The sequence below is a fragment of the Streptomyces sp. PA03-1a genome (assembly GCF_033792805.1).
Lineage (GTDB): Bacteria > Actinomycetota > Actinomycetes > Streptomycetales > Streptomycetaceae > Actinacidiphila.
Map to the genome: position 1 here is coordinate 19144 of NZ_JARAVO010000114.1, position 9420 is coordinate 28563.

Here is a 9420-nt window from a genome sequence, read left to right on the forward strand (position 1 = left end):
GGATCAGCTCACCCGCAGCCGCAGGATCCGGTCGTCGCCCTTGCGGGGCTCGCCGCGGCCGTCGGTGTTGCTGGTGGTCAGCAGCAGACCGCCGTCCGGATCGGTGACGACGGTGCGCAGCCGGCCGTACTCTCCGACGAAGAACGCCTGCGGGTCGGCCGCGGCCTTCGTACCGGCCAGCGGGATCCGCCACAGGCGGGCGCCGCGCAGCGAGGCCATCCAGATCGAGCCGTCCGCGTAGGCGATGCCGCTGGGCGAGGCGTCGTCGGTGCGCCACTGCGCGATCGGGTCCGCGTAGCCGTCGCGATGGGCGAGGCCCTCCACGACCGGCCAGCCGTAGTTCCTCCCCGGCTCGATCAGATTCAGCTCGTCCCAGGTGTCCTGCCCGAACTCCGCGGCCCACAGCCGCCCCTGGCCGTCCCAGGCCAGGCCCTGCACATTGCGGTGCCCGTAGGAGTAGACGACGGAGTCCGCCTCGGGATTGCCGTGCGCCGGCTCGCCGTCGGGGGTCATCCGCAGGATCTTGCCGCCCAGGGACTTCTTGTCCTGCGCCAGGCCTCGGTCGCCGCTCTCGCCCGTGCCCGCGTAGAGCATGCCGTCGGGGCCGAAGGCGATCCGCCCGCCGTTGTGGATGGCGCCGTGCGGGATGCCGCGCAGGATCGTGTCCGGGGCGCCCAACTGCTCCCCGGCCGGCTTCGCCGGGTCGTAGAGCATGCGCGCGATGCGGTTGTCCGAGGCGGTGGTGAAGTAGGCGTACACCAGGTGGTCGGTCGCGAAGTCCCGTGAGACGGCGAGCCCCAGGAGGCCGCCCTCGCCGCCCGAGGAGACCCCGGGCACCGTGCCGACCTGCGTCGTGCGGCCGCTGCCGGCGGCCACCCGGACGACCCGGCCGGTGTCCCGGGAGGCCACCAGCAGATCGCCCTCGGCCAGCACGGCCACGCCCCACGGGGTGGTGAGCCCGGTCGCGACGGTGCCGGTCACCTCGGCCGTGCCCTTCGCCGGTGCCGAGGCCCCGTCGCCGCCCCCGGAGGGCGGCGCCGACGAGCGCGTGGCGGCGGAGCCCGGGGGAGCCGGGGCGGAACCACCGTCCGAGGAGCATCCGGTGGCGAGCAGCGCGGCACCGGCCAGCGCGGCGGTCACGACGGCGGCACGGCGTCGCACGCTTCCCTCCCGGGGGTTCTCCGGCTCGGACTCCAAGAACATCACATCCCTCACTACACCGCCCGGCCCTTCACGGTTCCCGCCGCATGCCGTGGATTTCCCGTCGCCCTCCCCGCAGGTCCCCCGGGTCCTTCCGGCCCCGGTGGCCCCGTTGGTCCCGGTGGCGACCTCAGTCCCAGGAACCCCGGGCCGGCGGCAGCGCCGCGATCTCCGCGAAGTCCTCGTCGGACAGGCGCAGTTCCGCGGCGCCGGCGTTCTCCACCGTCCACCGCTCCCGCTTCGCCCCGGGGATCGGCACGACCTGCGGTCCCTGGGCGAGCACCCAGGCCAGCGCGACCTGCGCGGGGGTCGCACCGTGCACCTCGGCGACCCGGCGCAGTCCCGCGACGATCGGCTGGTTGGCGGCCATCATCTCGGCCGTGAACCGGGGATGGCGGGCCCGTACGTCATCCGGCTCGAAGCCCTGTCCGGGGGTGAGCGTGCCCGTCAGGAAGCCGTTGCCGAGCGGCATCGCGGCCATGAACCCGACCCCGCGCTGCGTGCACCAGGGCAGCAGCTGCGCCAGCGCCTCGGGCGACCACACCGACAGCTCGGCCTGCACGCAGCTGACCGGGAAGACCTGCTGGGCGCGGCGCAACTGCCGCAGTGTCTCGTCGTATATGCCCGCACCCGGGCGCCGGGCCGCCCGCGCGCCCACCGCGCACCACCCCAGCGCGCGCACCTTGCCGGCCGCGACCAGCTCCGCCATGGCGCCCCAGGTCTCCTCGACGGGGACCTCCGGATCGGCCCGGTGCAACTGGTAGAGGTCGATCACGTCCGTCTGCAGCCGCCGCAGCGACGCGTCGCAGGCCCGCTTCACGTACGAGGGACGGCCGTTGGCCACCAGGTGCTGCTCACCGACGAGCAGTCCGCACTTGGTGGAGACGAAGACCTCCCGGCGACGCTCCTTCAGCACCCGGCCCAGCAGCAGCTCGTTGGTGAACGGCCCGTACATGTCGGCGGTGTCCAGCAGCGTCGTGCCGTGGTCGACCGCCGCGTGCACGGCCCGCAGTGACGATTCGCCGTCCTGCCGGGACGCCGTGTACGCCCAGCTCATCGGCATGCATCCCAGGCCGACGGCGCCCACCTCCAGAGCCGCCGATCCGACCGTCCTGCACTCCACCTGGCTGACCTCCGCTGACCTCTCGCGCCGCCCCACTGTGCCATAGCCTCCTGACCATGGCTGACATCACCCGGAACCACCGCCCCACGGTCTGGCTCCCGATCCCCGCAACGGACGTCGAAGGGCTCCCCGCAGAGCTCGACTACCTCTTCTGGGACGGTGCCGAGGAGTTCCCGGCCGACCCGGCCGACGCCGCGTTCTACGTCGTGCCCTACATGAAGGGCCCTGAGGTCGCCGGCCGCCCGTTGCCCCGGATGTCCGGGGTCGGTGTGGTGCAGACCCTCAGCGCCGGTGTCGACCACGTCCTGCCCTACCTGCGGCAGCTCCCGCCGGGCGTGCGGCTGTGCAACGCCCGCGGGGTGCACGAGGCCAGCACCGCCGAGCTGGCCGTCACCCTCACCCTTGCGGCCCTGCGGGGCATCCCCCGCTTCGTACGCGGCCAGGACGCCGAGGAATGGCACGCCGGCTTCTACCCGGCGCTCGCCGACAAGCACGTGCTCATCGTCGGCTACGGATCGATCGGCGCGGCCATCGAGGACCGGCTCACCCCCTTCGAATGCCACGTCACCCGGGTCGCGCGGCTGGCCCGGCGCTCCCCGCGCGGCCCCGTGCACGCCCTGGGGGACCTGCCGCGGCTGCTGCCGGAGGCGGACGTGGTCGTCCTGTCGACCCCGCTCACCGCGGACACCCGCCATCTGGCCGACGCGCGGTTCCTGGCCGGGATGAAGGACGGGGCCCTGCTGGTGAACGTCGCCCGCGGACCCGTGGTGGACACCAAGGCGCTCCTCGGGGAGCTGGAGGCCGGCCGCCTCCAGGCGGCACTCGATGTCACCGATCCCGAGCCGCTGCCTCCGGGACACCCGCTGTGGCACGCCCCGGGCGTCCTGATCAGCCCGCACGTCGGCGGCAGCACCTCCGCGTTCCTGCCCAGGGCCAAGCGGCTGCTCCGCGAGCAACTCCGCCGTTTCGCGGCCGGCCAGGACCTCGCGAACGTCGTCATGACCACCTGACCGCGCCGTGGCACCGGGTGCCCCACGCGTGGGGCAGGACGCTACGCGTGGTCACGCTGTGTAGAGGAACTATGTCCCTGAGTGACTGAACTGGTGTATCGTCCCGCACTGGGGGAACACGACCGGCGTGGCTCGGCGAGCTGCGAACGGGCGTGGGACGACTCAGGACTTGATGGGGGGCGACGGGCGATGTACGGCCAATGGAGAGAGCATCCGACGCTGGACCACAGCACACCGTGCCGGGGACGCTCACGGCGTCACGGGACGACGCCGTGAGCGCGCCCGGTGCGGTCCTCTCGCAGGCGTCCGCGCCGGGCAACCGGACCGGCCTGCTGCCCCAGATGCTGCTGGCCGTGCTCTGCGGCGGCTACGCCATCGGATCGGCCTTCGGCTGGGGATCCACCGGGCTGGCCCTGGTCATGGGCGACTTCGGGCTCTCCGTGGCCGCGCTGGCCGCGGCCGTCTCCTGCCTGGTCTACGTCCACAGGGCCCCCGCCGACCGGTACCGTCCCGCGTGGGCGCTGTTCGCCGTCTCCTCCGCCATGGTCGCGCTCGGCAACGGCATCTGGGGCTGGTACGAGGTCGTGCTGCGCGACGACGTGCCGCGCACCTCGGTCGCCGACTTCTGCTTCCTGCTCTTCGCCCCTCCCGCGATCATCGGGCTGCTGGTGCTCGCCAAGCGGCCGGTCACCCGGGCCGGCTGGGTCTGCCTCGGACTGGACGCCTGGCTGATCGGCGGCTCCCTGCTGACCCTCTCGTGGACCCTCGCCCTGGCCCAGACGGCCCTGTGGGAGGGGCGCAGCACCGCGCGCATCGCCCTGTCCCTGGCGTACCCGCTGCTGGACATCATGCTCGTCAGCATGGTGCTGGCGCTGCACTTCCGGCGCTCCTCGGCCAACCGGGCGGCGGTGAACACCGCCATCGCCTCCCTCGCCCTGACCGTGCTGTGCGACGCGCTGTTCACCTCGCCCCTGCTGCGCGAGCACTACAGCTCCGGCCAGATCCTGGACGCCGGATGGTTCGCCGGCAGCATGCTGCTCGCCTACGCCCCCTGGGTCGGCGAGCGGGTGGCCGCGGAGCGGGCGACCGCCGAACGGCAACAGGAGCAGGGTCGCCGGGTGAGCGGCTCACTGGCGGCGCTGACCCCGTACCTGGCCGCCGCGGTCTGCGTGCTCGGCATCCTCTACAACGTCATCGACGGTCGCAAGAGCGACCGGGTGGTGCTCCTGACCGGCTGCACCGTGGTGCTCGCCCTGGTCGTGCGCCAAGGGATCATGCTTCTGGACAACATGGCCCTCACCCATGAGCTGGCCCAGAAGGAGAACCACTTCCGGTCGCTCGTGCAGGGCTCCAGCGACGTCATCATGATCGCCTCGCCGACCGGCGTGCTGCGCTACGTGAGCCCCGCCGCGAAGGGCGTGTACGGCTGCGACCCCGAGGAGTGGGTCGGCACCGAGTTCGCCACCCACATCCATCCCGAGGACCTGGGCCGGGTGGTGCACGAGGTGCGCCGCTTCCTGGCCGCCCACGCGGCCGAGGAGCCCGCCACCCGCATCGAGTGCCGCATACGGCACGGTGACGGCAGCTGGCTCAACGTCGAGTCGATCGTCAACCGCCACCAGGGCGGCCTGATCTTCAACAGCCGGGACGTCACCGAGCGCGTCCGGCTCCAGGCCCAGCTGCAGCACAACGCCTCGCACGACCCGCTCACCGACCTGCCCAACCGGGCCCTGTTCACCGAACGGATCCGCCAGGCGATCGGCGGCCGCCGGGCCGGCGACGGCGACACCGGCACCACGGCGGTGCTCTTCATCGACCTCGACGGCTTCAAGGCGGTCAACGACACCGTCGGCCACCAGGCCGGCGACGAACTCCTCGTCCAGGCGGCGCGGCGCCTGCGGGACTCGGTGCGCGCCGGCGACACCGCCGCACGCCTGGGCGGCGACGAGTTCGCCGCCCTCATCTGCGGCACCAGCGCCGACCGCCATCTGCGCGAGTACCAGGTCCACGAGGTCGCCGACCGGCTCCGCGCCGCCCTCTCCGAGCCGTACCGGGTGGACGGCACCGAGGTCCGGGTGGCCGCCAGCATCGGCGTGGCCTTCGCCGACCCCGGGGTCAGCGCCGGCGAGCTGCTGCGCAACGCCGACCTGGCGATGTACCGGGCCAAGCAGGCCGGCAAGGGCCGGGTCGAGATGTACGCGCCCGCCATGCAGGCCGAGGTGGTGCGCCGGGCCGAGCTGGCGGGGCGGCTGCGCACGGCCCTGCGGGACGGCGAGTTCGCCCTGCTCCACCAGCCCGTGGTCGACCTCGGCACCGGCGAGGTGACCGCGGTCGAGGCGCAGGCCCGCTGGCGCTCCGCGCAGGGCATCCTCTTCACCCCCGCGGAGTTCCTGCGGGTCGCGGAGGACACCGACCGCACCGCGCAGCTGGCCCGCTGGCTGCTGGAGGAGGCGGTCGGCCAGGCCGCGCTGCGCCGCGCCGCGGGCTGCCCGGTCCCCGTCGCCGTACGGCTGTCCACCCGGCGCCTGATGCACCGCGAGCTGCCCACCAAGGACGTCGAGGCCCTGCTCGAACGGCACGGGCTGCCACCGGACTGCCTCGTCCTGCAGATCGCCGACCAGGACCCGCGGATCTCCCTGGACGAGCTGGAGCGACGGCTGACCGCGCTGAGCCGGCTCGGGGTGCGCATCTCCCTGGAGGGATTCGGCAGCGGCTACGCGCCCATGAACGCGCTGCGACGGCTCCCCGTCGACGTGCTCAAGCTGGACCGGGGGCTCACCGAGGGCGTCGTGGAGTCATCACGGCTGCGGAAGATCACCACGGGGCTGCTGCGCATCGCCGAGGACCTCGGGATCCGCTCGGTGGCCGAGGGCGTGGACCGTCCCGAGCAGGTGCTGGTCCTGCGTGAGATGAGCTGCACCCACGGCCAGGGCATGGCATTCTCGGGGCCGCTGGACGAGCACCGGCTGCGCTCCTCGCTGACCCGCGGGGGCTACCCGGTGCCCGGTGGGCCGGTCCCGCTCGGCAGCAGCCGGATCTCCGTGCGCGGCACACGTAAGGCGGACGAGCTACGCTCAAATAATGAGACGCCTGTCCCACCCGCTTGACACTCCCTGCTCGCGAGGAGGAAGGTCAGTCCCATGCGCACCCGAATTCTCGTACTTGGAAAGCGCGTCGGCTGACCCGGGGCCCCTGACCGCCTCGTGGAACGCACCGACGCGCTCCCCTCGCTTGCCTGCCGGCACGAGGGGTTTTTTGTTGCCTGGGATCCAGACATACCGCCCTCTCCACCCTCAAACTCCTGAGAGATGAGAACCAGATGACCGAGCAGGCCACCGGGGCCCACCACCCGCAGCCGCGGGCCCGCGGCGCCGCGCCGCAGCCCACTCCCGCCGAGCGCGTCACGGGCGCCCAGTCCCTCATTCGTTCTCTTGAGGCGGTCGGTGCCGACACGGTGTTCGGCATCCCGGGTGGTGCGATCCTTCCCGCGTACGACCCGCTCATGGATTCCTCGAAGGTGCGCCACGTCCTGGTCCGGCACGAGCAGGGGGCGGGCCACGCCGCCACCGGCTACGCGCAGGCCACCGGCAAGGTCGGCGTCTGCATGGCGACCTCGGGCCCGGGCGCGACCAACCTGGTGACCCCGATCGCCGACGCCCACATGGACTCGGTCCCCATCGTGGCGATCACCGGCCAGGTGGCCTCCAAGGCGATCGGCACCGACGCCTTCCAGGAGGCGGACATCTGCGGCATCACGATGCCGATCACCAAGCACAACTTCCTCGTCACCAACGCGGACGACATCCCGCGCACCATCGCCGAGGCCTTCCACATCGCCTCCACCGGCCGCCCCGGCCCGGTCCTGGTCGACATCGCCAAGGACGCCCTGCAGTCGCAGACCACGTTCTCCTGGCCGCCCACCGCCGACCTGCCCGGCTACCGCCCGGTCACCAAGCCGCACGCCAAGCAGATCCGCGAGGCCTCCCGGCTGATCAACGAGGCCAAGCGCCCCGTGCTGTACGTCGGCGGCGGCGTGCTCAAGGCCCGCGCCACGGGCGAGCTGCGCATCCTGGCCGAGCTGACCGGCGCCCCGGTCACCACCACCCTCATGGCGCTGGGCGCATTCCCCGACAGCCACGCCCAGCACGTCGGCATGCCCGGCATGCACGGCTCGGTCTCCGCCGTCGCGGCCCTGCAGAAGGCCGACCTGATCGTCGCGCTCGGCGCCCGCTTCGACGACCGCGTCACCGGCAAGCTCGACTCCTTCGCCCCGTACGCCAAGATCGTGCACGCCGACATCGACCCGGCCGAGATCTCCAAGAACCGCGTCGCCGACGTGCCGATCGTGGGTGACGCCCGTGAGGTCATCGCGGACCTGATCGTCGCCGTCCAGGCCGACCACGAGGCGGGCCGCCGCGGCGACTACGCCGACTGGTGGAAGCTGCTGAGCGGGCTGCGCGACACCTACCCGCTCGGTTACGACCTGCCCGCCGACGGCAGCCTGTCCCCGCAGCAGGTCATCCAGCGGATCGGCGAGCTGGCCCCCGAGGGCACCCTCTTCGCGGCCGGCGTGGGCCAGCACCAGATGTGGGCCTCGCAGTTCATCTCCTTCGAGCGGCCCAACACCTGGTTCAACTCCGGCGGCGCCGGGACGATGGGCTACGCCGTCCCCGCGGCCATGGGCGCCAAGGCCGGCCGGCCCGGCGCGACGGTGTGGGCGGTCGACGGCGACGGCTGCTTCCAGATGACCAACCAGGAGCTGGTCACCTGCGCGCTGAACAACATCCCGATCAAGGTCGCCATCATCAACAACGGCGCCCTGGGCATGGTCCGGCAGTGGCAGTCGCTCTTCTACAACGAGCGCTACTCCAACACCGTCCTGCACGCCGGTGAGACCAACGCGGGCCGCGGCTCCCACCAGGGCGTCAGCCAGACCCCGCCGGCCGGCACCCGCGTCCCGGACTTCGTCAAGCTGTCGGAGGCCATGGGCTGCGTCGGCCTGCGCTGCGAGTCCCCCGACGAGCTGGACGAGGTCATCGAGAAGGCCAACGCCATCAACGACCGCCCGGTCGTCGTGGACTTCATCGTCCACGAGGACGCCATGGTGTGGCCGATGGTCGCCGCCGGCACCTCCAACGACGAGATCATGGCCGCCCGTGACGTCCGCCCCGACTTCGGCGACGCCGCGGACGACTGAGGACCGAGAGAGAAGCAGAGGAACGACGCGACATGTCCAAGCACACGCTCTCCGTCCTGGTGGAGAACAAGCCCGGCGTCCTGGCCAGGATCACCGCCCTGTTCTCCCGGCGCGGCTTCAACATCGACTCCCTCGCCGTCGGCACCACCGAGCACGCCGACATCTCCCGCATCACCATCGTGGTGAACGTGATCGAGGACCTCCCGCTGGAGCAGGTCACCAAGCAGCTGAACAAGCTGGTCAACGTCCTGAAGATCGTCGAGCTGGAGCCCTCCGCCGCCGTCCAGCGCGAACTCGTCCTGGTGAAGGTGCGCGCCGACAACGAGTCCCGCTCCCAGATCGTGGAGATCGTCCAGCTGTTCCGCGCCAAGACCGTGGACGTCTCGCCCGAGGCGGTCACCATCGAGGCCACCGGCGGCGCCGACAAGCTCGAGGCCATGCTGAAGATGCTGGAGCCCTTCGGCATCAAGGAGCTCGTGCAGTCGGGCACGATCGCGATCGGCCGCGGCGCCCGCTCGATCACCGACCGCTCCCTGCGCGCCCTCGACCGGACCGCATAGCGAGACCGTAAAACTTGATTCCGCCCGCGGACGTAGTGTGTGGGCAACCCCCCAGATCACCAAGGAGAGACCCGAAGTGGCCGAGCTGTTCTACGACGACGATGCCGACCTGTCCATCATCCAGGGCCGTAAGGTCGCGGTCATCGGCTACGGGAGCCAGGGGCACGCGCACGCGCTGTCGCTGCGCGACTCGGGTGTGGACGTGCGGGTCGGTCTGCACGAGGGCTCCAAGTCCAAGGCGAAGGCCGAGGAGCAGGGCCTGCGCGTGGTGAGCCCTGCGGAGGCCGCGGCCGAGGCCGACGTCATCATGATCCTGGTCCCGGACCCGAT

The 9420-nt window shown here is 72.1% G+C and carries 7 protein-coding genes; 5 read left to right on the plus strand and 2 right to left on the minus strand.

All coding sequences use genetic code 11. From position 1 onward, the window contains the following. Positions 1–3 precede the first annotated feature (3 nt). Together PV341_RS24760 and PV341_RS24765 are read right to left on the minus strand one after the other, a co-directional pair. Positions 4–1203: a PQQ-dependent sugar dehydrogenase gene (locus PV341_RS24760; RefSeq protein ID WP_500330462.1), complete on the minus strand. Its 1200-nt coding sequence runs from the start codon at positions 1201–1203 to the stop codon at positions 4–6. Between the two features lie 127 nt (positions 1204–1330). Continuing rightward, complete coding sequence (locus PV341_RS24765; protein ID WP_499514154.1) at positions 1331–2323, minus strand: aldo/keto reductase; 993 nt, start codon at positions 2321–2323, stop codon at positions 1331–1333. Between the two features lie 56 nt (positions 2324–2379). On the opposite strand from PV341_RS24765, the gene PV341_RS24770 reads away from it, so the two are divergent. The 5 genes from PV341_RS24770 to PV341_RS24790 form a co-directional block, all read left to right on the plus strand. Next, complete coding sequence (locus PV341_RS24770) at positions 2380–3333, plus strand: 2-hydroxyacid dehydrogenase (protein WP_500330464.1); 954 nt, start codon at positions 2380–2382, stop codon at positions 3331–3333. 272 nt (positions 3334–3605) lie between these two features. Next, the gene (locus PV341_RS24775; RefSeq protein WP_500330465.1) at positions 3606–6440 is read left to right on the plus strand and encodes a putative bifunctional diguanylate cyclase/phosphodiesterase; all 2835 of its coding nucleotides are present in this window, start codon (positions 3606–3608) and stop codon (positions 6438–6440) included. Positions 6441–6652: 212 nt separating this feature from the next. Beyond that, on the plus strand, positions 6653–8530 hold the full coding sequence (locus PV341_RS24780; RefSeq protein ID WP_500330467.1) for an acetolactate synthase large subunit: 1878 nt from the start codon (positions 6653–6655) through the stop codon (positions 8528–8530). 32 nt (positions 8531–8562) lie between these two features. After that, positions 8563–9090 carry an acetolactate synthase small subunit gene (gene ilvN, locus PV341_RS24785; RefSeq protein ID WP_018563397.1) on the plus strand — a complete coding sequence of 176 codons (528 nt, stop codon included), beginning with the start codon at positions 8563–8565 and terminating at the stop codon, positions 9088–9090. Between the two features lie 76 nt (positions 9091–9166). Then, positions 9167–9420: NAD(P)-binding domain-containing protein (locus PV341_RS24790; RefSeq protein ID WP_500358997.1), on the plus strand; the 254-nt coding region annotated here is incomplete at its 3' end.